Annotated in this window: 25 protein-coding genes; 12 read left to right on the top strand and 13 right to left on the bottom strand. The window is 54.7% G+C overall.

From position 1 onward, the window contains the following. Positions 1–85 precede the first annotated feature (85 nt). From ftsN to OGY35_RS12095, 6 genes are all read left to right on the top strand, one after another. Complete coding sequence (ftsN, locus tag OGY35_RS12070) at positions 86–1,069, top strand: cell division protein FtsN (protein ID WP_178828108.1); 984 nt, start codon at positions 86–88, stop codon at positions 1,067–1,069. Between the two features lie 91 nt (positions 1,070–1,160). Next, a complete protein-coding gene (hslV, locus tag OGY35_RS12075; protein WP_046493441.1) occupies positions 1,161–1,691 on the top strand; it encodes an ATP-dependent protease subunit HslV in 531 nt (176 codons plus the stop codon). A gap of 9 nt (positions 1,692–1,700) precedes the next feature. Continuing rightward, positions 1,701–3,032 carry an ATP-dependent protease ATPase subunit HslU gene (hslU, locus tag OGY35_RS12080; RefSeq protein ID WP_042325582.1) on the top strand — a complete coding sequence of 444 codons (1,332 nt, stop codon included), beginning with the start codon at positions 1,701–1,703 and terminating at the stop codon, positions 3,030–3,032. Positions 3,033–3,098: 66 nt separating this feature from the next. Beyond that, complete coding sequence (gene menA / locus OGY35_RS12085) at positions 3,099–4,028, top strand: 1,4-dihydroxy-2-naphthoate polyprenyltransferase (protein WP_152401231.1); 930 nt, start codon at positions 3,099–3,101, stop codon at positions 4,026–4,028. 92 nt (positions 4,029–4,120) lie between these two features. After that, on the top strand, positions 4,121–4,606 hold the full coding sequence (gene rraA / locus OGY35_RS12090) for a ribonuclease E activity regulator RraA (RefSeq protein ID WP_042998924.1): 486 nt from the start codon (positions 4,121–4,123) through the stop codon (positions 4,604–4,606). 191 nt (positions 4,607–4,797) lie between these two features. Further along, positions 4,798–5,541 (top strand): SDR family NAD(P)-dependent oxidoreductase, encoded by a 744-nt coding sequence (locus OGY35_RS12095; protein WP_286632381.1) that lies wholly within the window; start codon positions 4,798–4,800, stop codon positions 5,539–5,541. 204 nt (positions 5,542–5,745) lie between these two features. On the opposite strand, the gene zapB is transcribed toward OGY35_RS12095, so the two are convergent. Continuing rightward, positions 5,746–5,991, bottom strand: a complete 246-nt coding sequence (gene zapB / locus OGY35_RS12100) for a septal ring assembly protein ZapB (protein ID WP_152401228.1) — start codon at positions 5,989–5,991, stop codon at positions 5,746–5,748. 388 nt (positions 5,992–6,379) lie between these two features. On the opposite strand from zapB, the gene glpF reads away from it, so the two are divergent. The 4 genes from glpF (at position 6,380) to fpr (ending at position 10,771) form a co-directional block, all read left to right on the top strand. Then, complete coding sequence (glpF, locus tag OGY35_RS12105; RefSeq protein WP_042325574.1) at positions 6,380–7,225, top strand: glycerol uptake facilitator protein GlpF; 846 nt, start codon at positions 6,380–6,382, stop codon at positions 7,223–7,225. Between the two features lie 22 nt (positions 7,226–7,247). Further along, positions 7,248–8,756: a glycerol kinase GlpK gene (gene glpK, locus OGY35_RS12110; protein WP_152401226.1), complete on the top strand. Its 1,509-nt coding sequence runs from the start codon at positions 7,248–7,250 to the stop codon at positions 8,754–8,756. A 160-nt stretch (positions 8,757–8,916) separates the two neighbouring features. Further along, complete coding sequence (gene glpX / locus OGY35_RS12115; protein ID WP_152401223.1) at positions 8,917–9,927, top strand: class II fructose-bisphosphatase; 1,011 nt, start codon at positions 8,917–8,919, stop codon at positions 9,925–9,927. Between the two features lie 97 nt (positions 9,928–10,024). Beyond that, on the top strand, positions 10,025–10,771 hold the full coding sequence (gene fpr, locus OGY35_RS12120; protein ID WP_152401222.1) for a ferredoxin--NADP(+) reductase: 747 nt from the start codon (positions 10,025–10,027) through the stop codon (positions 10,769–10,771). A gap of 42 nt (positions 10,772–10,813) precedes the next feature. Here fpr and OGY35_RS12125 read toward each other — a convergent pair whose 3' ends face one another. Continuing rightward, a complete protein-coding gene (locus OGY35_RS12125; RefSeq protein WP_286632382.1) occupies positions 10,814–11,233 on the bottom strand; it encodes a DUF805 domain-containing protein in 420 nt (139 codons plus the stop codon). Positions 11,234–11,333: 100 nt separating this feature from the next. Here OGY35_RS12125 and OGY35_RS12130 point away from each other — a divergent pair, with 100 nt between their 5' ends. Both OGY35_RS12130 and tpiA read left to right on the top strand, forming a co-directional pair. Continuing rightward, positions 11,334–11,936 (top strand): YiiQ family protein, encoded by a 603-nt coding sequence (locus OGY35_RS12130; RefSeq protein ID WP_286632383.1) that lies wholly within the window; start codon positions 11,334–11,336, stop codon positions 11,934–11,936. Positions 11,937–12,234: 298 nt separating this feature from the next. Next, entirely contained in the window at positions 12,235–13,002 is a 768-nt protein-coding gene (gene tpiA / locus OGY35_RS12135) for a triose-phosphate isomerase (protein WP_046493417.1), read from the top strand. A gap of 44 nt (positions 13,003–13,046) precedes the next feature. Here the strand turns inward: tpiA and OGY35_RS12140 are convergent, their stop codons facing one another. From OGY35_RS12140 to OGY35_RS12190, 11 genes are all read right to left on the bottom strand, one after another. Continuing rightward, entirely contained in the window at positions 13,047–14,519 is a 1,473-nt protein-coding gene (locus tag OGY35_RS12140; protein WP_152401216.1) for a DASS family sodium-coupled anion symporter, read from the bottom strand. A 112-nt stretch (positions 14,520–14,631) separates the two neighbouring features. Next, on the bottom strand, positions 14,632–15,936 hold the full coding sequence (locus tag OGY35_RS12145) for an SLC13 family permease (RefSeq protein WP_152401214.1): 1,305 nt from the start codon (positions 15,934–15,936) through the stop codon (positions 14,632–14,634). Between the two features lie 85 nt (positions 15,937–16,021). Continuing rightward, positions 16,022–16,744, bottom strand: coding sequence for a GntR family transcriptional regulator (locus OGY35_RS12150; protein ID WP_152401212.1), 723 nt, complete (start codon positions 16,742–16,744; stop codon positions 16,022–16,024). 62 nt (positions 16,745–16,806) lie between these two features. Next, positions 16,807–17,847, bottom strand: a complete 1,041-nt coding sequence (locus OGY35_RS12155; RefSeq protein ID WP_152401209.1) for an ADP-ribosylglycohydrolase family protein — start codon at positions 17,845–17,847, stop codon at positions 16,807–16,809. Positions 17,848–17,865: 18 nt separating this feature from the next. Beyond that, positions 17,866–18,816 (bottom strand): PfkB family carbohydrate kinase, encoded by a 951-nt coding sequence (locus OGY35_RS12160; RefSeq protein WP_286632384.1) that lies wholly within the window; start codon positions 18,814–18,816, stop codon positions 17,866–17,868. Positions 18,817–18,826: 10 nt separating this feature from the next. Further along, complete coding sequence (locus tag OGY35_RS12165) at positions 18,827–20,161, bottom strand: MFS transporter (protein ID WP_286632385.1); 1,335 nt, start codon at positions 20,159–20,161, stop codon at positions 18,827–18,829. A 266-nt stretch (positions 20,162–20,427) separates the two neighbouring features. Continuing rightward, on the bottom strand, positions 20,428–21,183 hold the full coding sequence (locus tag OGY35_RS12170; RefSeq protein WP_152401203.1) for a CDP-diacylglycerol diphosphatase: 756 nt from the start codon (positions 21,181–21,183) through the stop codon (positions 20,428–20,430). A gap of 103 nt (positions 21,184–21,286) precedes the next feature. Continuing rightward, entirely contained in the window at positions 21,287–22,276 is a 990-nt protein-coding gene (gene sbp, locus OGY35_RS12175) for a sulfate/thiosulfate ABC transporter substrate-binding protein Sbp (RefSeq protein ID WP_152401201.1), read from the bottom strand. 203 nt (positions 22,277–22,479) lie between these two features. Beyond that, a complete protein-coding gene (gene pfkA, locus OGY35_RS12180; RefSeq protein ID WP_152401199.1) occupies positions 22,480–23,442 on the bottom strand; it encodes a 6-phosphofructokinase in 963 nt (320 codons plus the stop codon). Positions 23,443–23,626: 184 nt separating this feature from the next. Continuing rightward, positions 23,627–24,529 carry a CDF family cation-efflux transporter FieF gene (gene fieF / locus OGY35_RS12185; protein ID WP_152401196.1) on the bottom strand — a complete coding sequence of 301 codons (903 nt, stop codon included), beginning with the start codon at positions 24,527–24,529 and terminating at the stop codon, positions 23,627–23,629. A 232-nt stretch (positions 24,530–24,761) separates the two neighbouring features. Further along, complete coding sequence (locus tag OGY35_RS12190) at positions 24,762–24,983, bottom strand: DNA-binding transcriptional regulator (RefSeq protein WP_174331283.1); 222 nt, start codon at positions 24,981–24,983, stop codon at positions 24,762–24,764. Positions 24,984–25,032: the final 49 nt, after the last annotated feature.

The following is a 25,032-nucleotide window of genomic DNA, read 5'->3' on the forward strand; positions in this document are numbered from 1 at the left end:
ACCTTTCAGACACGGTGTCTGGTCAAAGGCCCGCCGCTTAAGTAACATGGCGGGCTGACGAACAAATCAATACAGCGAAACGATAGTGGCACAACGAGATTATGTACGTCGCGGCCAACCGGCACCTTCGCGGCGCAAAAAGAGCACCTCACGGAAAAAGCAACGCAACACGTCTGCGGTATCGCCCGCAATGGTCGCCATTGCCGCCGCCGTTCTTGTGGCCTTTATCGGTGGTTTGTACTTCATTACGCATCATAAGAAAGAAGAATCCGAAACGTTGCAGGGTCAGAAAGTGACCGGTAACGGGCTGCCGCCGAAGCCGGAAGAGCGTTGGCGCTATATTAAAGAGCTGGAAAGCCGCCAGCCGGGCGTACGTGCGCCGACAGAACCGTCTGCAGGCGGTGAAGTGATGAAGCCGGATCAACTGACCAACGAACAGCGCCAGTTGCTTGCGCAAATGCAGGCCGATATGCGCCAGCAGCCAACGCAACTCAACGAAGTACCGTGGAACGAGCAGACACCGGCACAGCGTCAGCAAACGTTGCAGCGCCAGGCTCAACAACGTCAGGTTGAGCAACAGCAGCAGCAGTGGAACAGCACGCCACCGGTTCAACAGCCGCGTACGCAGCCGCAGACACAAACGCGCACAGCGCAAACGGCACCGGTACAGCAACCGTCGAAGCCTGTTACGCAGCCGCAGAAACCTGCGGCAACGTCACAGCCGTATCAGGATCTGCTGCAGACCCCTGCGCACACAGCGGCATCTGCGCCGAAAACACAACCTGCCGCTCCGGTTGAGCGCGTGCCAGAAGCACCGAAGCCGACCGCGGAGAAGAAAGACGAACGTCGCTGGATGGTGCAGTGCGGTTCGTTTAAAGGCGCTGAACAGGCAGAAACCGTGCGTGCACAGCTGGCTTTCGAAGGCTTTGACTCCAAAATCACCACCAACAATGGCTGGAATCGCGTGGTCATCGGGCCGGTGAAAGGTAAAGAGAATGCCGACAGCACGATTAGCCGCCTGAAGATGGCGGGTCACACAAACTGTATTCGACTCGCCTCCGGGGGTTGAAACCCCCAAAATCCCCCCCATCTATACTTGCATTACGCCCCGTACACCGTGCGGGGCTTGTATTCTGTATTTGTAACCAAGGGGTCTGCTCGTGACAACAATAGTAAGCGTACGCCGTAACGGCCATGTGGTTATCGCCGGTGATGGTCAGGCCACACTGGGTAACACCGTAATGAAAGGCAACGTGAAAAAAGTACGTCGTCTGTACAACGACAAAGTCATTGCTGGCTTTGCGGGAGGTACGGCGGATGCGTTCACGCTGTTTGAACTGTTTGAGCGCAAGCTGGAAATGCATCAGGGACATCTGGTCAAAGCCGCCGTTGAGCTGGCGAAAGACTGGCGTACCGACAGGATGCTACGCAAACTTGAAGCGCTGTTAGCGGTCGCAGATGAAAACGCCTCCCTTATCATCACCGGTAACGGTGACGTCGTGCAGCCGGAAAACGATCTGATTGCCATCGGCTCCGGCGGTCCCTACGCCCAGGCTGCGGCACGTGCTCTGCTGGAAAACACCGAGCTCGGCGCTCGCGACATTGCTGAAAAAGCGTTGGATATTGCAGGTGATATCTGCATTTACACCAACCATTTCCATACCATTGAAGAATTACCGTCTAAAGCGTAAGGATCTCCCATGTCTGAAATGACCCCACGCGAAATCGTCAGCGAACTGAACAAGCATATCATCGGCCAGGATAACGCCAAGCGTTCCGTGGCGATTGCACTGCGTAACCGCTGGCGCCGCATGCAGCTCGACGAAGAGCTGCGCCATGAAGTCACACCGAAAAACATTCTGATGATTGGCCCCACCGGTGTCGGTAAAACCGAAATTGCCCGTCGTCTGGCAAAGCTTGCCAACGCGCCGTTCATCAAAGTAGAAGCGACAAAATTCACCGAAGTAGGTTATGTCGGTAAAGAAGTTGACTCTATCATCCGCGATCTGACCGATGCCGCCATCAAAATGGTTCGCGTCCAGGCGATCGAGAAAAATCGCTATCGTGCAGAAGAGATGGCAGAAGAGCGCATTCTTGATGTGCTGATCCCACCGGCTAAAAATAACTGGGGCCAGGCGGAACAGCAGTCTGAACCGTCTGCTGCGCGTCAGGCATTCCGTAAAAAACTGCGCGAAGGCCAGCTCGACGATAAAGAAATCGAGATCGATCTCGCCGCTGCACCGATGGGCGTAGAAATCATGGCGCCTCCGGGAATGGAAGAGATGACCAGCCAGTTGCAGTCCATGTTCCAGAACCTGGGCGGGCAGAAGCAGAAAGCGCGTAAGCTGAAAATCAAAGACGCGATGAAGCTGCTGATTGAAGAAGAAGCGGCCAAACTGGTGAATCCGGAAGAGCTGAAACAGGAAGCGATCGACGCTGTTGAGCAGCACGGGATCGTGTTTATCGACGAAATCGACAAAATCTGTAAGCGCGGCGAATCCTCCGGCCCGGACGTGTCCCGTGAAGGCGTACAGCGCGACCTGCTACCGCTGGTTGAAGGCTGCACCGTCTCCACCAAGCACGGGATGGTCAAAACCGACCACATTCTGTTTATCGCCTCTGGGGCGTTCCAGGTGGCGAAGCCGTCTGACCTGATCCCGGAACTGCAGGGTCGTCTGCCGATTCGCGTGGAACTGCAGGCGCTGACCACCAGCGACTTTGAACGCATTCTGACGGAGCCTAATGCCTCTGTCACCGTGCAGTACAAAGCACTGATGGCGACTGAAGGCGTCAACATTGAGTTTACTGAATCCGGTATCAAGAAAATTGCTGAAGCGGCATGGCAGGTTAACGAGACCACCGAAAACATCGGTGCCCGTCGTCTGCACACCGTTCTGGAGCGCCTGATGGAAGATATTTCCTATGATGCGAGCGATTTGAATGGTCAAAGCATAACAATTGATGCGGATTATGTGAGCAAACATCTGGATGCGCTGGTCGCAGATGAAGATCTGAGCCGTTTTATCCTATAATCGCGTTCACTGCATTTTCATCACTGTTGATGGGGCTGAAAGGCCCCATTTTTATTGGCGCTAAATATGACTGAACAACAACAAATTAGCCGCTCCCAGGCCTGGCTGGAAAGCTTACGACCCAAGACCCTACCGCTCGCCTTCGCGGCGATCATCGTCGGTACGGCCCTGGCATGGTGGCAGGGATACTTTGATCCGCTGGTCGCCCTGCTGGCACTCATTACGGCAGGGCTTCTGCAAATCCTGTCAAATCTCGCCAACGATTATGGCGATGCCGTTAAGGGCAGCGACAAGCCGGACCGCCTCGGACCGCTGCGTGGGATGCAAAAAGGGGTGATCACCCAACAGGAGATGAAGCGCGCACTGATCATCACCGTCGTACTCATTTGTTTGTCCGGTTTGTCGCTGGTTGCCGTGGCGTGCCGCACGCCGGCGGATTTTGTCGGTTTCCTGGTGCTTGGCGTGCTGTCGATTATTGCCGCCATCACCTATACCGTGGGCAATCGTCCCTATGGCTACATCGGCCTGGGTGATATTTCCGTGCTGGTCTTCTTTGGCTGGCTGAGCGTGATGGGCAGTTGGTATCTGCAGGCGCATACGCTGATCCCGGCGCTCATTCTTCCGGCAACCGCCTGTGGTCTGCTGGCCACTGCCGTGCTTAACATCAATAACCTACGCGATATCAACAGCGACCGGGAAAACGGCAAGAATACGCTGGTCGTTCGCCTCGGTGCCGTCAATGCCCGTCGTTACCATGCCTGTCTGCTGATGGGGACGCTGGTCTGCCTGGCGCTGTTTAACCTGCTTTCGCTGCAAAGTCCGTGGGGTTGGCTGTTCCTGTTGGCCGCACCGGTACTGGTAAAACAGGCGCGTTACGTTATGCGCCAGATGGAACCGGCGGCGATGCGTCCGATGCTCGAACGTACGGTAAAAGCCGCGTTGCTGACTAACCTGCTGTTTGTCGTCGGGATTTTCTTAAGTCAGTGGGCAAGATAACTGACAAATATCAATTAACAATTGATGATTTTGCCAACAGTACACATAGCGCGATATACTAAAAATTCTCGCTGCAACTGAACGTTAAGCCTATGAAATACGATACTTCCGAGCTTTGTGACATCTATCAAGAAGATGTCAACGTCGTGGAACCGCTGTTCTCTAACTTTGGAGGACGGTCGTCGTTTGGCGGACAAATCGTCACGGTGAAATGTTTCGAGGACAACGGGTTGCTGTATGATCTGCTCGAACAAAATGGTCGTGGACGCATTCTGCTGGTCGATGGCGGCGGTTCTGTCCGTCGTGCGCTGGTCGACGCCGAACTGGCGCGTCTGGCGGTACAGAATGAATGGGAAGGGCTGGTCATCTACGGCGCAGTGCGTCAGGTAGACGATCTGGAAGAGCTGGACATCGGCATTCAGGCGATTGCCGCGATTCCGGTAGGTGCAGCAGGTGAAGGGATTGGGGAAAGCGATGTCCGCGTCAATTTCGGCGGCGTGACGTTCTTCTCCGGCGACCATCTGTACGCTGACAATACGGGAATCATCCTCTCCGAAGACCCACTCGATATCGAGTAAAGAAAATACCGCCATTCGGTGTAATGCCAGTCGGTTAAACAACTGACTGGCAATTTACTTCGATTCTGGACATCTCCAGATCCTCTTTTTTGTCACTTCACCCTTTCGATTCCCCCATTCAGCGCATTGACGAAGAAAAAACTCTCTCTATACCTAATGATGAATCTCATCACTCTCGTCACGGAGTCATCATGCATATCGATCTGACAGGTAAAAAAGCGCTGGTCACCGGAGCCAGTCGTGGATTAGGGCGCGCTATTGCACTGTCGCTGGCGAAAGCCGGTGCTGATGTTGTTATAACCTATGAAAAATCTGCGGAGAAAGCTCAGGCCGTTGCCAATGAAATTACAGAACTCGGCCGCCATGGCGAGGCTATTCAGGCAAACAGTGCAAACGCTCAGGCTATTCAGAACGCCGTAAATCACACGATACAGTCACTAGGAGGATTAGATATTCTGGTCAACAACGCAGGGATCGCACGCGGTGGCCCGCTGGAGTCGCTGTCACTGGAAGACATCGACGCGTTGATTAACGTGAATATCCGTGGCGTGGTGGTAGCCATACAGGCCGCGTTGCCGCATCTCCCTGAAGGTGGGCGGATTATCAATATTGGCAGTTGCCTTGCCAACCGTGTCGCCCAGCCAGGGATTGCTGTCTACGCGATGACTAAATCAGCGCTCAACTCGCTAACCCGTGGCCTGGCTCGTGATCTCGGCCCGCGGGGTATTACCGTCAACCTTGTCCATCCCGGCCCAACGGACAGTGATATGAACCCAGCAGATGGCGAACAGGCGGACTCCCAACGACAGCTTATTGCGACAGGGCATTACGGTACACCGGAGGATGTTGCAGCGGCGGTGACGTTTCTGGCAAGCCCAGCGGCTGGGCAGATTTCCGGCACGGGTCTGGACGTGGATGGGGGGTTGAATGCCTGAAACTAACGTTGTATCGCGGTAACGCTATGATATTGCCGGATGACGGCTTGCGCCTTATCCGGCCTACATGACTTACCGCAATCCGCTAAAGATTTCGCGTTAGGGCAAGGCGGCAAGCGCATGAATCCCCAGGAGCATAGATAACCATGTGACTGGGGTGAATACGCGCAGCCAACGCCGCCATAACGTGAAATATGACGAGGATTAGACTTCTTCCATGCGGCCCAACAGCGCCTGCAGACGATCCTGCCAGCCATTCTGTTGTTCTCTCAGAGACTGGTTTTCGCGCTCGAGCTCTTCGCGGCCATGCTGTGCAGATTGCACTTCCTGTGACAGCGAGTTGTTCTTCTCTTTCAGCTCTTCAATTTCCATCTGCAACAAGGTGATGGTATCAATCGCCTGCTGTACTTTTGCTTCCAGTTTCTCAAACACTTCTAAAGACATGGTCATACTCTCCTGAATTGCAAGGCGACGCTTCACGTGAACGCGCACAATATATAGTGCCGATTGTATGAAGCCCCGTCCTCGCTGTCCAGCAGCATCCCGCGCTGATTGCGGTTTGCAACACTTTTCAGTCGACTCTTACAGACAATAACCCCCTAACCCTTAAGTGTTAATACTTTGGTTAATGAAATGATTCAGCTCACACTGTTTTTGTATAACAAAACGCGCTTTATGGCGCGAAAACGCTCATTTTATTGACGGAGCACACACATTTTAAGTTCGATATTTCTCGTTTTTGCTCGTTAACGATAAATTAACAGTGTGCCTACAGGGCATCGCGGACGTCAGTGACCTCCTCGCATACAATAAACATTAAACTCTTCAGGATCCGATTATGAGTCAAACATCAACCTTAAAAGGCCAGTGCATTGCTGAATTCCTCGGTACCGGGTTGTTGATTTTCTTCGGTGTGGGGTGTGTCGCTGCGCTTAAAGTCGCGGGTGCGTCTTTTGGACAGTGGGAAATCAGCGTTATCTGGGGACTGGGGGTAGCCATGGCTATCTACCTGACCGCAGGTGTGTCTGGCGCACATCTCAACCCGGCAGTCACGATTGCATTGTGGCTGTTTGCGTGTTTCGACAAGCGCAAAGTTGTTCCTTTTATCCTTTCTCAATTTGCCGGTGCCTTTTGCGCAGCGGCGTTAGTTTACGGGCTTTACTACAATCTTTTCGCCGACTTCGAACAGACGCACCACATTGTACGTGGCAGCATTGAGAGTGTTGATCTGGCCGGCACTTTCTCAACGTATCCCAACCCACATATCAATTTTGTGCAGGCCTTCGCGGTTGAAATGGTGATTACCGCTATCCTGATGGGGCTTATCCTGGCGCTGACTGATGACGGTAACGGTGTACCGCGTGGCCCGCTGGCTCCATTGTTGATTGGTTTACTGATTGCGGTTATCGGCGCATCCATGGGCCCACTGACCGGGTTTGCGATGAACCCGGCGCGTGACATTGGTCCGAAAGCGTTCGCCTGGCTCGCGGGCTGGGGTAATGTCGCCTTCACCGGTGGCAAAGATATTCCTTACTTCCTGGTGCCGCTGTTTGGCCCCATCGTTGGCGCTATTTTGGGCGCTTTCGCCTATCGCAAGCTGATCGGTCGCCATTTACCGTGCGATACCTGTGCCGTGGAAGAGAAGGAAACCACGACCACTTCACAACAAAAAGCTTCGCTGTAATGTGACTACGGGACAAATAATTATGACTGAGAAAAAGTATATCGTTGCGCTCGACCAGGGAACCACCAGCTCCCGCGCCGTCGTGATGGATCATGATGCCAATATAGTGAGCGTTTCACAGCGCGAGTTTGAGCAGATCTACCCGAAAGCAGGCTGGGTAGAACACGACCCGATGGAAATCTGGGCAACACAGAGCTCTACTCTGGTGGAAGTGCTGGCCAAAGCGGACATCAGTTCCGATCAGATTGCAGCTATCGGGATTACTAACCAGCGTGAAACGACCATCGTCTGGGAACGTGAAACCGGTAAACCTATCTATAACGCGATTGTCTGGCAGTGTCGTCGGACCGCGGAGATCTGCGAGCGCCTGAAGCGCGATGGCATGGAAGAATACGTCCGCAATAACACCGGGCTGGTCATTGACCCGTATTTTTCCGGCACCAAAGTGAAGTGGATCCTCGACCACGTTGAAGGCTCCCGTGAGCGCGCACGTCGCGGCGAACTGCTGTTCGGTACCGTTGATACCTGGCTTATCTGGAAAATGACGCAGGGACGCGTACACGTGACGGATTACACCAACGCCTCACGTACTATGCTGTTCAACATCCACACGCTGGACTGGGACGACAAGATGCTGGATGCGCTGGATATTCCACGTGCCATGCTGCCGGAAGTCCGTCGTTCTTCTGAAGTCTACGGTCAGACCAACATTGGCGGTAAAGGCGGCACGCGTATTCCTATCTCCGGCATCGCCGGTGACCAGCAGGCGGCGCTGTTCGGCCAGCTGTGTGTGAAGGAAGGGATGGCGAAAAACACTTACGGCACCGGCTGCTTTATGCTGATGAATACCGGCGAGAAAGCGGTGAAGTCCGAGAACGGCCTGCTGACCACCATCGCCTGTGGCCCGACCGGAGAAGTAAACTACGCGCTGGAAGGCGCCGTGTTTATGGCGGGCGCCTCCATTCAATGGCTGCGTGATGAAATGAAGCTCATCAGCGACGCCTTCGATTCCGAGTATTTCGCGACCAAAGTGAAGGACACCAACGGCGTGTACGTGGTGCCGGCCTTTACGGGTCTGGGTGCGCCTTACTGGGACCCGTATGCGCGTGGGGCGATCTTCGGTTTGACCCGTGGCGTGAATTCCAACCACATCATTCGCGCAACGCTGGAATCGATTGCCTACCAGACTCGCGACGTGCTGGAAGCGATGCAGGCAGACTCCGGCATTCGCCTGCACGCTCTTCGCGTGGACGGCGGCGCGGTTGCCAACAACTTCCTGATGCAGTTCCAGTCTGACATTCTCGGCACGCGCGTTGAGCGTCCGGAAGTGCGTGAAGTGACGGCGCTGGGTGCAGCCTACCTAGCCGGTCTGGCGGTTGGTTTCTGGCAGAACCTTGATGAGCTGCAGGAGAAAGCGGTTATCGAACGTGAATTCCGCCCTGGCATTGAAACCACCGAGCGTAACTACCGTTACAGCGGCTGGAAGAAAGCGGTCAAACGCGCGCTGGCGTGGGAAGATCACGAAGAGTAATCGTGAATTGCCGGATGACGACGCGAACGCGTCTTATCCGGCCTACGGATTGTATTACGTGTGCGGGGGGCAACCCCGCACACTCACCCTCTGATATCAATAATTCCCTCCCCTCCCCTGTGCTACACTTCGCGCCATTCCTTTTTGCTACGAGTTTGCTATGAGACGAGAACTTGCCATCGAATTTTCCCGCGTAACCGAAGCGGCGGCGCTGGCTGGCTATAAATGGTTGGGACGCGGTGACAAAAACACCGCCGACGGTGCGGCGGTTAACGCCATGCGCATTATGCTAAACCAGGTCAACATTGACGGAACCATCGTGATTGGTGAAGGCGAGATCGACGAAGCGCCAATGCTCTACATTGGTGAGAAAGTCGGTACCGGTCGCGGCGACGCGGTGGATATTGCCGTCGATCCCATCGAAGGTACGCGAATGACGGCAATGGGCCAGGCCAACGCGCTGGCCGTTCTGGCCGTCGGTGACAAGGGCTGCTTCCTGAACGCGCCGGATATGTACATGGAAAAGCTGATTGTCGGGCCGGGTGCAAAGGGCAGCATCGATCTCAATCTGCCGCTGGAAGAGAACCTGCGCAATGTCGCTAACGCGCTGGGCAAACCGCTGAGCGAACTGACGGTGACGATTCTGGCGAAACCGCGCCATGATGAGGTGATCGCAGAGATGGCGACGCTGGGCGTACGTGTATTCGCGATCCCTGATGGCGATGTTGCCGCTTCCATCCTGACCTGTATGCCGGACAGTGAAGTGGATGTGCTGTACGGAATTGGCGGCGCGCCGGAAGGCGTAGTGTCCGCTGCGGTGATCCGCGCGCTGGATGGCGACATGCAGGGCCGTCTGCTGGCGCGTCATGATGTTAAAGGCGATAGCGAAGAGAACCGCCGCATCGGCGAACAGGAGCTGGCGCGCTGTAAAGCAATGGGCATCGAGGCCGGTAAAGCGCTGCGTCTGGATGAGATGGCGCGCAGCGACAACGTCATCTTCTCTGCAACCGGCATTACTAAAGGCGATCTGCTGGAAGGGATTAGTCGTAAAGGTAATATCGCGACCACCGAAACGCTGCTGATCCGCGGAAAATCACGCACCATCCGCCGGATTCAGTCGATTCACTACCTCGATCGCAAAGACCCGGACGTGCAGACACATATCCTTTAACGAATTTGTTCATTAGAGCCTTCCAGCCCCCTTCGGGCTGGAAATCTTTCTGCCAACAAACGAAGATAAGGGAACGAGACCCGTACAGGAGAAAACCATGGCAGATTGGGTAACAGGCAAAGTCACAAAGGTACAGAACTGGACCGATGCCCTGTTTAGTCTGACCGTTCACGCCCCCGTTCATCCCTTCACCGCAGGTCAATTTACCAAGCTCGGTCTTGAGATTGACGGCGAGCGCGTCCAGCGCGCTTACTCGTATGTGAATGCCCCTGATAATCCCAATCTGGAGTTTTACCTGGTCACCGTACCTGACGGTAAGCTGAGCCCGCGTCTGGCAGCACTGAAGCCCGGCGATGAGGTGCAGGTAGTGAGCGAAGCCGCTGGTTTCTTTGTGCTGGATGAAGTGCCTGACTGCGACACGCTGTGGATGCTGGCAACCGGCACCGCCATCGGCCCCTATTTATCGATTCTGCAGTTGGGTAAAGATCTCGATCGCTTCAAAAACCTGGTGCTGGTCCATGCCGCACGTTACGCCGCTGATTTAAGCTACCTGCCGCTGATGCAGGCGCTGCAAACGCGCTACGAAGGCAAACTGCGGATCCAGACGGTGGTAAGCCGTGAGACGGTCGCAGGTTCACTGACCGGTCGCGTTCCGGCGCTGATTGAAAGTGGTGAACTGGAAAAAGCGGTAGGCTTAGTGATGGATAAAGAGACCAGCCATGTGATGCTGTGCGGGAATCCGCAGATGGTTCGCGACACGCAGCAGTTGCTGAAAGAGACACGGCAAATGACTAAACATTTGCGCCGCCGACCGGGCCACATGACCGCAGAGCACTACTGGTAAGCACGTTGCCGGACAGGCGCCTCGCCTTATCCGGCCTGCACTTTACCTGAACTTCACATCCTGGGTGTCTTTGCCGTATTTATTTTCGCCCAGGGTGCCGACAAACGCCCCCAGATCGATAATCGTCATAATGAGGATCAGCGTCGGCACAAAGCGTCCGACCCCCCATTGCCACATCCCCGGAAGAATGGCCCAGTTGCCGGCTAACAGCATCCAGGCAAGAATAATCAATAACGCCCACAGCCCTGAACGCCCACGATCGTGCAGACGTTTCACCGTAACTGCCGCCGTCGGCCAGAGCAGACACACAAGCGCAAAGGGGGCTATCTGATCGGGGAGTAATTTTTGACTCTCGAGCGAAAACAGAACCACCATGCTGACAATCCACAGCGCAATCCAGATCCAGAAATCACGGCGTCCGATACGCCCTTTAAATGAGAATAACCACTGCTGTAAGGTCATGCCTGTTCCTTTAAAATGACTATCTTCGACAGTTTACCCTTTTGACAAGCCAGACGGTTATCGTTTTAATCGTGAACAGTCATAACGAAAGGTAAGATTGATGAAGCCAGGATGTTCACTGTTTTTATTATTGTTTTCTGCGATATTCTCCAGCACCCCGGCGCTGGCGGCTGAGCCATTGACAGCCACCACCGCACCGTATTTGCTCGCCGGAGCCCCCACGTTTGATCTTTCCATCAGCCAGTTTCGCGAAAACTTTAATACGCAAAATCCGAAGCTTACCTTAAACGAATTCCGCGCGATCGACAGCAGTCGTGACAAAGCCAACCTCACCCGTGCGGCCAGCAAAATTAATGAAAATCTCTATGCTTCGACCGCCCTTGAGCGCGGGACGTTGAAGATCAAGAGTATGCAGATAACCTGGCTGCCGATTCAGGGGCCGGAACAGAAAGCGGCAAAAGCCAAAGCGCTGGAGTATATGGCGGCGGTGATCCGCACCGTTGCCCCCTTGCTAACCAAAGAGCAGAGCCAGAAAAAGCTGCAAAAGCTGCTTACCGCTGGGAAAAATAAGCGCTATTACGCAGAGACCGAAGGCGCAATTCGCTATGTTGTCGCAGATAACGGCGAAAAGGGGCTGACCTTCGCAGTTGAACCGATTAAGCTGGCGTTATCTGAAAACCTGGACGAGTCCAATTCCCCCTAAATTATTCACGTTTCAGGACAAACAGGCTATGCAGGTTTGAACAGCGCTTGCGCTGGCCCCGTAGGGGTGAGGCCTTCAGGCCGAATAACGCGGCGACGCAACGAATCCCCAGGAGCTTACATCAGTAAGTGACTGGGGTGAGCGAGTATAGCCAACGCACCTGTAACGCGGAGAATGACGGGGAGATGATAAAAAGCAAAGCCTTTCCGGGGAGTGATCTCTATACTGTTTCACAGACCATGCTGCCCTGAGGGGCGGCCATCTTCCTTAATTCGCTGACAAAGCGTGGAGAATAGAAATGCGACATCCTTTAGTGATGGGTAACTGGAAACTGAACGGCAGCCGCCACATGGTAAACGAACTGATTGCTAACCTGCGTACAGAGCTGGCTGGCGTCGCAGGCTGCGCGGTAGCGATCGCGCCGCCGGAAATGTACATCGACCTGGCAAAACACGCTGCGGCCGGTAGCCACATCCTCCTGGGCGCACAGAACGTTGACCTGAACCTGTCCGGCGCATTTACCGGTGAAACAAGCGCTGAAATGCTGAAAGACATCGGCGCGCAGTACATCATCATCGGCCACTCTGAGCGTCGTACTTACCACAAAGAGTCTGACGAACTGATCGCGAAAAAATTCGCCGTGCTGAAAGAGCAGGGTCTGACGCCGGTTCTGTGCATCGGTGAAACCGAAGCTGAAAACGAAGCGGGCAAAACAGAAGAAGTGTGCGCACGTCAGATCGACGCCGTTCTGAAAACCCAGGGTGCTGCGGCATTCGAAGGCGTCGTTATCGCTTACGAACCCGTTTGGGCGATCGGCACTGGCAAATCCGCAACGCCAGCGCAGGCACAGGCTGTTCACAAATTCATCCGTGACCACATTGCCAAAGCAGACGCGAAAATTGCTGAGCAGGTCATCATCCAGTACGGCGGTTCCGTAAACGCAGCCAATGCGGCAGAACTGTTCACTCAGCCGGACATCGACGGCGCGCTGGTTGGCGGTGCTTCCCTGAAAGCTGATGCTTTCGCGGTGATCGTGAAAGCGGCTGAAGCAGCAAAACAGGCTTAAGTTGTGTAGCCGGGGGGAGCCTCTCCCCCCGACTTATCTCCGTATTACCAGTATCCCAGCCAGTGCCACCAGAAAGCCCCGGTTACCGCCCAGATAGTCAGGTTCACCACACTCATCACCAGCCCCGTCTTCCACCATTCCGCCAGCGTGGCGTAGCCAGAGCCAAAAATAATCGGCGCGGTGCCCGTGCCATAGTGGGTGAGCGACATCATCAGCGAGGAGGAGAAACCGAGCATCAGCCCCAGCAGAGCCGGTGGTGCGCCCAGACCTAACCCCGCGATGAAGAAGGCGGAGAACATGGCCGTGATATGCGCCGTGGTGCTGGCGAAAAAGTAGTGAGAATAGACGTAAAGCAGGATCAACAGCAGCGTCGCGATACTCCAGTGAACGCCAAGATGATTGATTGCCGTCCCCACACTCGTCGCCAGCCAGCCGACCAGTCCCAGTTTACTGAGGAAATCCGCCATCATCACCAGCGCGGCAAACCAGACAATGGTATCCCAGGCACCGCGACACTTAAGGATGTCCTCCCAGTTTAAGACCCCCGTCACCAACAGAATCGATAAGCCGATCAGCGCCGCGCTAGTGGGGTTCACGGTCCAGCCGCTGCCCATGATCATCGCAGGAACGCCAGCCCACAGACAGAGCAGCAAAATGAATACCGCCAGCGTGATTTTCTCTGCCAGCGACAGCGGGCCGAGAAGATCCAGCTTTTGCCGGGCGAACTGCGGCGCGTTAGGCGTGCGGGTAATGGCGGGTGGATAGAGCCACCAGATGACGATGGGCATCACCAGCAGCGAGACCACCGCCGGAAGGAGCGCCGCAATGGCCCACATCCCCCAGGTCATAGTCAGTACCCCGTCCGTCCCCTGAGTCAAAAAGGTGACAATGAGAGGGTTAGGAGCGGTTGCGGTGATGAACATCGCCGAACTGATGGGGTTAATGTTGTAATTCACCAGCGCCAGATAGCGACCCGTTGAGCCATTTTCACTGTTGCCAGGCTGCGACCCGAGGCTGTCGGCGATGGCCCGCATTACCGGGTGGATAATACCGCCACCGCGCGCCGTGTTGCTTGGGGTGACGGGGGCAATCAGCGTTTCTGCGAGCGTTAATGCCCACGCGATACCTAAGGTTCGCTTACCAAACAACGCAATAAATCCGTAACCGATGCGCGCGCCGAGTCCTGTTTTCAGCAGGCTTTGCGACAGCATGATCGATAAACCAATCAGCCAGATCAGTTGGTTGGAAAAACCGCTCAGCGCATCGTTAAGCGCCGCAGCTGGCTTACCGGGATTCGTCACGCCGGTCATTGCCACCAGCATGATAGCCACAACGGCAATCGCCCCAATGGGCATGGCTTTACCGATAATGGCCGCAATAGTGCCGATAAACAGCGCCAGCAGATGCCACGCCTGTGGCGTCACGTCCGCAGGACATGGGATGATAAACCAGATAGTCAGTGTGATAACAATCGAGATAATGGCGGGCCAGCAGCGAATAGGGGTCAATCTGTCCATGGATCAATCCTTGAGTATCCTGCGCATAAGTATGCGTTTCGATATTAACCGTCATTCGTGCCGGTAAAACTCACCGCCCTCTCACAAAACCAAAATTATCAGGTAATTAACACTACAATTTGCCTAATAGATTAAACCACGCATAGTCCAGTGGCAGCAGGACCAGATACGTCGCCACCGCCAGCACCAGGCACAGCAACATCCCGGCTCTCGCCGGTACTCTTCCCAGCGCCATCGCCACCACAATAGGCGATGCCTGATACGGCAACAGCGGCGTTGAGTAGCCCAGCACCTGAATCATAATCACCGACAGCAGTGGGAATTGCGTTGCCTCAGAAAAGCTCTGCGCCAGGGTGGTATACAGCGCCGGAACGCCGTTAGCGGTCATGATAAAGTTAAGCGCGGTGGTGATGCCGGTCAGGGCGAGAAAACTGGTGAACGGTTTCTCCGGGTCCAGCGGCATCACATGCAGCAGCGCCTCACCGACCGCATCGCCAATGCCGGTTTGCGTCACCACGCTCGCCAGTCCAAGAATACCGGCAACATAAATGCAGGTGCGGATGTTAACCCCCGTGGAAAACTCCTCTCCGTTGATAAACCCGACGCGCGGTAACAGGGTGATGACCGCCGCCGCCAGTCCAGTCCATGCCGGGCCAATGCCATGCCAGCTTTCGCTGACCCACATCACCAGCACTACTGCCAGCATCCAGGCCAGTCGTTTTTCGTCGCGGCTCATCGGTTCCGGCGGCGTTAATTCACGCGGCGCATGGGGTTTCCCGGGGAACAGCCCGCAGATCAGCGCAATCAACAACCCGCCTTTCAGCCAGCCTAATACCGGCGTATGCAGCAGCAGGTAAGGCAAATAGTTCAGGTGAATACCGTACGACCCTTCCGCCGCCCCGCTCATCACAAGGTTCGGTACGTTGGCAGGCAGAATAGTGGCGGAGAGCTGGAAGGTGCCAAAGCCCACGGCAAGCGCCAGTCCATACCACGCGCGAGTGCCATCGAGGATCCCGGCACGTTTCGCCATCGCGGCAACGACGGGCATTAGCAGCGCGATTCGTCCCATATTGGAGGGCATCACAAACGCCAGCGCATAGCTCAGCAGTACCACGCTTGAGACCATCAGCGGCCAGGATTCCGTTAGCCGTGAGGACAGCGCTCTTGCCGCCCTGTCTGCCAGTCCGGTTTTGCGGATCGCCACGCCCAGCACGAAGCCGCTGAATACCAGCCAGAACGCCGACGAGGCAAAACCGCCAAAGATGACGTCCGGTGGGGCGATTTTCGCCACCATCGCCACGGTGAAAAACAGCAGCGCGGTGATAAATTCCGGCAATAGCGAGGTCGCCCAGAGCAGGATGGTGACCACCACCACCAGCGAGGGCAGAAACAGAGGGTGTGAAAACCAGAGCGACATGCCTGTCTCCTGTTGTTTTTTTCAACAAGAATACGGGGGCATCTCCCTTCTGTAAACGCGCGTCTTCCCCTAAAAAAGCAGAGGGTTAGTGATAATGGATTTCGCCAAAGTAGTCAGACAGCACATAGTAGCGGCAATACTCAAAGGGGTGCTCTTCCCCCGCCATAAATGTCTGGCGCGCCACGGAAAGGAGCGGTTTGTTCTCAGCAATCTGTAGCTTCTCGCAGAGATCGGGACTGGGCAGAATGGCATCGACCTTTTCGATGGCCGAGTCGCTTTTGACATTCAACAGGTGATAAAGCGAGGTATGGGCCAGTTCATCCGCCGTCAGCGTTAACCCCGGGAAGAAGGAGAGATCGAGATAAATTTTCTCGTGGTTAAACGGGCGATTATTCAGGTATCGCACCCGAGAAATATAGAGATAGTGATGGTGGGTCGGCAGGCTTAAACCATCTTCCTGCGCGTCGCGCGCCCGGCGTGTGGCGATCTCCAGAATGCGGTTCTCAACCGCCACGCTGGCATCACGCAGATCGCTGGTGATCCCGCGAAAGGTATGGCCATAGCTGACGCCTTCCGGCACCGCGCTCACCACAGAACCGCTTCCGCGCTGGGAGGTAATCACACCGGCGTTGATTAACTCACTCCACGCCTGCTTCACGACGATCAGCGACACGTTGTAGGTTTGCGCGATCGCTTTTTGCGTAGGCAACTGACTCCCCAGCGGCAGGGTGCCGTTCTGGATCTGCTGGCAGATGATATAAAACAACTGCTTATACAGCGGAGTGAAACTCGTTTTATCAACCTGCAAGCCATTTACCTCGAAAGTCTGCCAGTCGGGGACGGTTGTCGCCGCCCCCGCAGGGCAGCGCACTACCCTTTAATCTGTCTGGCGAGTTCAGCCAAATCGAAATGATTCATACGATTAACGGTAGTTAAATAGTCGGCAGGAAAAGCATCAGCACCGTGCCAGGCGCCGGAGAGTGCCCCAACCATGGTGGCGACGGTATCGGTGTCATTGCCGATATTAACGGCGGAAATAATAGCATCAACGGCAGAATTCGGACAACATGCGAACAAACCAAACGCCGCCGGAACGGCTTCGCTGACGTGCAGCCCGGAACCAATGATATCGGCGATGTCGACAATCGCCGTCTCCCAATGGGCGTGGCGTTTGCCGATCGCCACCGCCAGTTCGATACGACGCCCCACCGACGGCCCGGCGACCATCATCGCGCCCTGTTCTGCCGCCAGCGCATAGCCCCGGTCGGCACCGTAAATCCCGGCCGCAATGATGCTTTCCGCACTCGCCACAGGCTGTAGCGCTTCGCTGGTCGCCGCCGCCATCGCCGCAGCACCAGACATTGCCAGCACGTTGTTGTGGGTAAAACGGCAGATATCCAGCGCAGTCTGAATCGCTTTTTCAATATCGCCAGGATGCAATACGGCGGCAGGCCAAATCTTCATTGCCGCGCCGTTGGTGGCTTCCGCGTTGCCTTTGTTGATAATCTGTACCGACTGCTTCTCACCTTCCAGTTCCCCCTGCAGGGACGCACGGTTATCGTTAAAAATGGCTTTCATCGCGGCTCGGGTTGTTGGCCCGGTAAAATTGGCATAATACGGATAGGCCAGCCAGCGCTGAAAGGCTTCACGCATCGCCTCATCGCTCACCTGACGATGATGCTGTAACAGGGCGTCCATGATGTACTTCGCCTGAATAAAGTCATCGGTACACATTCCAGCCTCATTACAGCGGCCAAACGTATCGGCGGGCGGTTTCTCAAAACCGGTCACCCAGCCACCGAAGTATTCGCGAATCTGTTGCTGAGTGCGCACTTCGGTCGCCGCGCCCATCGCGTCCGCCGCAGCGGCACCAATCAGGCAGCCCAGTATTTTGTTAATTTCAACGTGCATGAATGACTCCTTAACGGTTTAGCATAATTTTTCCAGCGGATGACTGGCGCGAAAGGCAGCGAGCTGTTCCGGGTAGGGCAGCGCGGTCATTGCCCCTTTTGCCGTGACCACCATCGCGCCACAGGCGTTGGCCGTGCTAATCGCCTGAGCAAGCAGGCGGCTATCCCAGTTAGCGGCCTGTGAAAGGGTATAGAGCAGCCCACCAACAAAGGCATCGCCTGCCCCGGTGGTGTCCACCACGGAAATTTTCGCAGTCGGGAACGCGCATTCGCCCTCTGCCGTCACCAGATACGCGCCCGCATCGCCCAGTGAGATAACGGTGGTATCGCAGCCGAGTTCACGCATCAGATAACGTGCGTCCTGCCAGCGCTCGACCTTACCCAGCCAACACAACTCATCGGCAGAGACCTTGCAGATAGAGGCCAGCGCAATGGACTGTGCGAGTAAGGGCGCGATTTCATGACGATCCCGCCACATGCTGACGCGCAGGTTGACGTCGAACATAACGTGCCCGCTCGCCGCCTTCATGCGTCTGGCACCTTCCAGACACGCCTCGCGCGCCGGACTGTCGGTCAGGCCAATCGAGCTGAAGTAAAACCACTCGTTAGCGCTGAAGGCCGGTAAATCCTGCACGGAGACAAAGGTGTCCGCGCCGGGATGCACCAGATAGGTAAAACTGCGTTCACCTTCTGGCGTCAGATTAACGACCAGCACCGCGCTGGTTTGCTGCGGGTCGAGGCGTAGCGAACCCACGTCCACTCCGTTGTCTGCCAGCGTCTGACGAAGGAAATGCCCGGCATCATCCTCTCCAAGGCAGCCGATAAATCCGCAGTCGCCTCCCAGTCGTGCGACGCAAACGGCGACGTTAGCCGATGCCCCGCCCGGACATTTCAGGTAAGAGTCCGTTCTTTCCGGCACCAGATCCACGGACGCATCGCCAATCACCCAGACTTTATTGAGATGATTCATTTGCTCCTCCTCACGCCTGACGCTGTGCCAGTTCACGCTGGATATCGCGGTAATAATCGTTGTTGATCAGATACTTTTTCATCACGACGCCAACCACCAGATGGAAGATGGCGGGGATGAGCGTCATCATCAGCGCAATTCCTGCCAGCGAACTCGCGCTCTGTTGGACATCCGCCTGGTAGCCGAAGTGGCTCAGCAGGAAGCCGAGGACGCCGCCGGCAATCCCCATGCCGAATTTCTGAAAGAACAGAATGCCGCCAAAAGCCAGTCCGGAGACGCGCAGCCCGGTTTTCTTCTCCCCGTAATCGACCGCCTCCGCGATGGAAGACCAGAACACCGGCATTTGCATGTCGCAGAAGAAGTTGATGAGAAAGTAAAAGATAAAGGCGAGGATCAGGTTTTGCTGCCCGACGCAGAAGTACATGGCGATACTCAGCACGAAGGTCATCAGTTGGGTGTAGCGGAACATTTTTATTTTGTCCCAGAACTTGGTCACCCATGTGGTCGCAATCATCGCCAGAATAGATGCCACAACGCCGACGGTCAGGAACGGTGAAATCAGGCTGTCACCACCATTCAGATAATATTTGGCGTAATAGGCGGCAACCGAACCACGGATCACGTAGCCGCACATCAGCAACATAATCACCACGCCCAGAATCAGCCACTGGTCGTTGCGCAGCAGATTGGCGAACTGCTGTTTTACCGACAGTGACGGCAGTTCAGGCTCGCTGCGTTCGCGGGTGGTCATAAAGCAGAAGATAAACAGCACTGCGCCCATCGCGCCCATCAACCCCATAGAGAGCTGATAACCCAGCGCTTTATTGCCCTGACCCAGCCAGACTGCCAGCATGGGAACCACAATCGTCACCAGAAACGCGGCGATTTTAGTCATCACAAAACGATACCCGTTGGCGCTCAACCGCTCGCCCGGATCGTCCGTGATGACGCCAATCAGAGAGATATAAGGGATGGTGATCGCCGTATAGACCAGCGTCATCAGGATGTAAGTAAAATAGGCCCACGCCAGCTTCGCCGTATACGCCATATCCGGCGTGATAAACATCAGATAGACGGCGAAACCAAACGGAATGGCAAACCATAACAACCACGGACGATATCGCCCCCAGCGGGTCGAGACTTTATCGGTCAGCATTCCCATTGCCGGATCGATAATGGCGTCGATCATCCGCACAACCACCAGCAGCACACCCACATCTGCTGCACGTAAACCGTAAATATCGGTGTAGAAATATGCCAGCAGTAGCTGCATGGCAATAATCACTACGTTGATCGCCATATCCCCGGCGCCGAAACCTATTTTTTCCACGATAGACAATTTCATATCGGTATTCCTTTTGCGCCGTTGGGCGCAAGAATGTCGAAAAAAGGATGACGTAACTACGTGAAATAAAAGCTTTTATGATTAACGCATGATCCGGGCAGTCAGGGTCAGGCGTTATGAGGGAGTGTAATGGAATCACAAAAGATATAAAGGTATACCTTTATATCTTTTGATCGATTTCACATTAATTTAACCAACGATACATCATCGCTGGCCTGAAGTGAGAGGTTGTGCAAAAAAACGCCGAGAGTCTGGCGGGACCGCGTTCAGGGTTGGGTGAGCAGTGAGCAGTCGTGATCCTGGATTTCTTCCGCCGACGCCCGGTTAAACGTCAGCCAGTTGCGCTGTGTCGCCAACAGAACAAAAGCGTCATCGCTTTGGCGCGCCAACGCCAACGCGTAGCTCCCCATCCGCTCGCGCGCCTCCGGCACCTCTTCTGCCAGCATCATAAACGGACTGCGCTGCGCCAGTTCGCTTTCCGTCACGCGACGGGCAAGATATTCGTGTCCGCGCAGTCCGCCCGGCAGCGGCAACCAGCGGGTGCTGATTTTGGCCTGATTAGCGTCCAGTTGTGCCCTGACATCAGGACGCAGGCAGGAGATATGGATGTGGAAATGATTTTGCGTCCGTCCGCTGCGTGAATTGATTGCCAGCGAAACGACGCTGTCCGGAATATCCTGACCATACGTCTTGCTCATAAAGTCGCGAGATTGCCAGGCCAGCCAGAAAAAATTCGGCGTGAATTGTTCCACCAGTAGCGGACTCTCGGTGCCGTTAATGCGGTAAGTCGGCATCAGCAGATATTGCAGCGGGCCATTGCGGTCTTTGAAGACCACGTATCCGGCACCGGGCTTCACTTCGGCGCATGGCGCAGGGTTTTGATGCTGCAACTGATTGGGCAGACATTGCTCAAGGACAATCTTACGCAACGCATCCGGGTTTCCGGCCAGCTTCCAGTAGCCAAAACCGGCTGCCGCAACAATAACGACAGCGGCCAGTAGCCCATAGCCAGTTTTTTTCATAACGCGTTCCCTGTATCTCAACGACCTGCAAGAGTAACGCAAAATCATGACAAATAAAAAAAGCCCGGCGGCAAATGCCCCGGGCCTCTTCTGCGATCCGCGCTTAACGCTTGCTGATCTGATCGAACGTTCCGCCGTTCGAGAAATGTTCTTTCTGCGCTTTCGTCCAGCCGCCGAACACCTCATCAATGGTGAAGAGTTTCAGTTTCGGAAACGCATTTTCGTATTTCTTCGCCACTTCTGCATCGCGCGGACGGTAGTAGTTTTTCGCCGCGATCTCTTGACCTTCCGGTGAGTAGAGATACTTCAGGTAGGCTTCCGCCACGGCCTGGGTACCTTTCTTCTCGGTCACTTTATCCACGACGGAGACCGTCGGCTCAGCCAGAATGGATTCGCTCGGCGTCACGATTTCGAACTTATCTTTGCCCAGTTCATTGGTCGCCAGCAGCGCTTCGTTCTCCCAGGCGATCAGCACGTCGCCGATGCCGCGTTCCACGAAGGTATTGGTGGAACCGCGCGCGCCGGAGTCCAGCACTTCAACGTTTTTAAACAGCGCCTTCACGAAATCCTGGGCTTTCGCCTGATCGCCGTTGTTATGGTGCAGCGCATAGCCCCACGCCGCCAGGTAGTTCCAGCGAGCGCCGCCGGAACTTTTCGGGTTAGGGGTGATCACAGAGACGCCAGGTTTAACCAGATCGTTCCAGTCATGAATTTGCTTCGGGTTGCCTTTGCGAACCAGGAACACAATGGTGGAGGTATAAGGCGCAGAGTTGTCAGGCAGGCGTTTGATCCAGTTTTTATCAATACGACCGCGCTCGGCAATTGCATCAACATCATAGGCCAGCGCCAGCGTCACCACATCCGCTTCGATACCGTTAATCACCGAGGTGGCCTGTTTGCCCGACCCGCCGTGCGACTGACGAATCACCACGTTATCGCCCGTCTCTTGCTTCCAGTGTGCGCTAAACGCTTTGTTGTACTGCTCGTACAGCTCACGCGTTGGATCGTAAGACACGTTCAGTAATTGAATATCCTTTGCCAGAACGCCGCTGGATGCCAGCAGCAAAGTTAACCCCACGCCCCATTTGTTCATCGCCCAACTCTCTTATGTTGTGTTGTGATGAGCAAAGCGTGCCAGAAAGAAATCCAAACATTAAAGAATAAAAAAAGATTGGCTATAACTTGAGGGAATATATGAAGGGCTTATGCCGGATGGTGACTGACGCCTTATCCGGCCTACACGTCTTTGCGATCTGTAGGCCGGATAAGCGTAGCGCCATCAGGCGCAGAGAAGAATCAGTACAGTTTCTTCGCGCAATCCAGCCAGTCACCTTTGAACGGACGCTGCATGTTTTCGATAGCGTCGATGATGTCATGGTGAACCAGTTTTTCGTTCTGAATACCGACGCAACGACCACCGTGACCTTCCAGCAGCAGTTCAATGGCGTAAGAACCCATACGGGACGCCAGGATGCGGTCGTAAGGCACCGGAGAACCGCCGCGCTGGATGTGACCCAGGACGGTCGCACGGGTTTCACGGCCCGTCTCTTTCTCGATGTAATGCGCCAGTTCGTCTACGTCGCACATGTGCTCAGTGATCGCCACGATAGCGTGCTTCTTGCCCTTCGCGATGCCCGCTTTGATTTCGTTGACCAGATCGTCCCGGCTGAATTCCACTTCCGGTACCACAACGAACTCACAGCCACCGGCAATCGCCGCTGCCAGAGTCAGGTCGCCACAGTAGCGGCCCATCACTTCAACAATAGAAATACGCTGGTGAGAAGATGAGGTATCGCGCAGACGGTCAATCGCTTCAACCACGGTGCCCAGCGCCGTAAAGTAACCGATGGTGTAGTCGGTGCCTTTGATATCGTTATCGATGGTGCCAGGCAAGCCGATGCACGGGAAGCCCATTTCAGTCAGGCGTTTTGCACCCATGTAAGAACCGTCACCGCCGATCACCACCAGCGCGTCAATACCGCGTTTTTTCAGGTTTTCGATAGCCACGGCGCGGACGTTTTCGTCACGGAACTCCGGGAAGCGTGCGGAACCCAGGAAGGTACCACCGCGGTTAATCATGTCGGACACGCTGTAACGGTCAAGCTGCACCATACGGTCTTCGTACAGACCCAGGTAGCCATCATAAACACCCATGACTTCCAGTCCTTCCGTCAGTGCTGCGCGCACCACACCACGGATTGCTGCGTTCATGCCCGGCGCATCACCGCCGCTTGTCAACACACCGATTTTCTTAATCATGACTACCTCTGAACTTTGGAATGCAAAATGAAGTCTGTTGCCGGAAGTCGATCCTGCATAGCGAGACGATCCAACGAATATGCAAATAGTATAACAATCACTTCCTGCTGAATTGATTCAGGTCAGGCCAAATGGCGGTAATTTATACACAAAATGCGGGCCTGGCTCTCTTTTTTACGCTCACTTACGAAAGCTCAAACCTTTTACCTTCCCTGGGGACGACGGAACACGGGTCCTGATGGATAATGACATCGGATCCCGGAAAACGCCGTAAAATCGCCTGCTCTACCTGTTCAGCCACAACATGCGCCTGAACGAGCGGCAGATTATCTTCCATTTCCAAATGAATCTGAATAAAGCGGGTCGGCCCTGACTGCCGCGTACGGAGATCGTGAGCACCACTGACGCCGGGCCATGATTTCACGATTTCAAAAATTTCCTGACGTTCTTCATCGGGTAATGCACGATCCAGTAACGACTGCACTGCATCATAGCCCATGCGTAATGCACTATATAAAATATAGATGCCAATCCCCAATGCAAACAACGCGTCCGCACGATGCCAGCCGTACCAGGCCAGACCGAGCGCCACGAGAATAGCACCGTTCATCATAACATCAGACTGATAATGAAGCATATCTGCCCGCACCGCCTGACTTTGCGTCCGTTTCACCACCCAGCGCTGAAACGAGACCAGCACTACAGTACATATCAGGGCGATAATGGTAACCACAACCCCCACGCCAGGATCGTTCATCGGGGTAGGTGAAATCAGATGCTGAATACCGGTTAAAAACAAAAACAGCGCCGAACCGGAAATAAACATACTTTGCGCCAGCGCGGCCAGGGATTCCGCCTTGCCGTGACCAAAGGTATGTTCATCATCCGCTGGCTGCAGCGAATAGCGCACCACTAACAGGTTAGTGAGCGACGCGGCGATATCCACCAGCGAGTCGACCAGTGCCGCCAGAATACTCACCGACCCGGTGTACCACCACGCAAAAATTTTGATCAAAAGTAACAGCGACGCCATCACTGTCGCGGCAATGGCCGCCCGACTGACTAACCGCCCATAAGATTGATTCATAAACACTCCTGCCATCTCATGCCGGTAGTATAACGGATGGTGTAAGACAGTCAGCGATTATGACAGTGACAATTTTCAGGCAAAAAAAAACCCCACATCATGTGGGGGAAGACAGGGATGGTGATTTATTTTTCACCATAACTAAATGAAACAAAAGGATTTGTTTTATCCGATGTCCACACATCGTCCACATCGAATTAAAAAGCCCCGCATTCACGGGGCTTTTTTGTGTCTACATCCAAGGTATTGATTGCTGACCATTTGGCATCGGATGAGGTAATGCCGGTACCACTTCACCCGGCTTGACGATGTATCGCTCGACCGTTTCAGTCGTTACAAACGTGCAGCTACAATTAATATTAGTGCACTGGTGATAGCGCTCTTTGGTGGTATCAGTAAAGTAACGACTAGTGCGCGCGTGAGCGGCTGTATGGCATAAAGGACAATGAAACATTTTTTCACCTCACCGGTTGGAATCAATGATCTGTTCTTAACAACTTAAT

It is taken from the genome of Citrobacter sp. Ct235 (assembly GCF_030332305.1).
Classification (GTDB): domain Bacteria; phylum Pseudomonadota; class Gammaproteobacteria; order Enterobacterales; family Enterobacteriaceae; genus Citrobacter_A; species Citrobacter_A telavivensis.